This window comes from Bradyrhizobium sp. DN3, from assembly GCF_041357655.1.
GTDB lineage: Bacteria > Pseudomonadota > Alphaproteobacteria > Rhizobiales > Xanthobacteraceae > Bradyrhizobium.
Window position 1 is genome coordinate 1 of record NZ_JAULLN010000093.1, and the last position, 737, is coordinate 737.

Genomic DNA, 737 nt, shown 5'->3' on the forward strand with positions numbered 1-737 from the left:
TCGATGTACGGCACGGTGTGCGCGCCGCATTTGTCGCCGATCAACAAGGAATCGCAGGCGGTGAAGTTGCGCGCGCCGGTCGCTTTGCGGTGCGCGGTGACGAGGCCGCGATAGGTGTTCTGCGATTTGCCGGCAGCAATGCCCTTGGAGATGATCCGGCTCGACGTGTTCTTGCCGAGATGAATCATCTTGGTTCCCGAATCGACCTGCTGGAAGCCGTTCGAGATCGCGATCGAGTAGAACTCGCCGCGGGAATTGTCGCCGCGCAGGATGCAGCTCGGATATTTCCAGGTGATCGCCGAACCGGTTTCGACCTGGGTCCAGGAGATCTTGGAATGGTTGCCGCGGCAGTCGCCACGCTTGGTGACGAAATTGTAGATGCCGCCCTTGCCTTCCGAATTGCCGGGATACCAGTTCTGCACCGTCGAATATTTGATCTCGGCATCGTCGAGCGCCACGAGCTCGACCACGGCCGCGTGCAGCTGGTTCTCGTCGCGCTGCGGCGCGGTGCAGCCCTCGAGATAGGAGACGTAAGAGCCCTTGTCGGCGATGATCAGCGTGCGCTCGAACTGGCCGGTGTTGCGCTCGTTGATGCGGAAATAGGTCGACAGCTCCATCGGGCAGCGCACGCCCGGCGGCACATAGACGAACGAGCCGTCGGAGAACACCGCCGAGTTCAGCGTCGCGTAGAAATTGTCCGACGTCGGCACCACGGAGCCGAGATATTTCTGCACCAG

At 61.3% G+C, this 737-nt stretch carries 1 protein-coding gene; it reads right to left on the reverse strand.

Annotated features, from left to right (window positions below):
* A partial coding sequence (sufB, locus tag AAE027_RS39495) for a Fe-S cluster assembly protein SufB (RefSeq protein ID WP_479714282.1) occupies window positions 1–737 on the reverse strand: 737 nt, incomplete at both ends.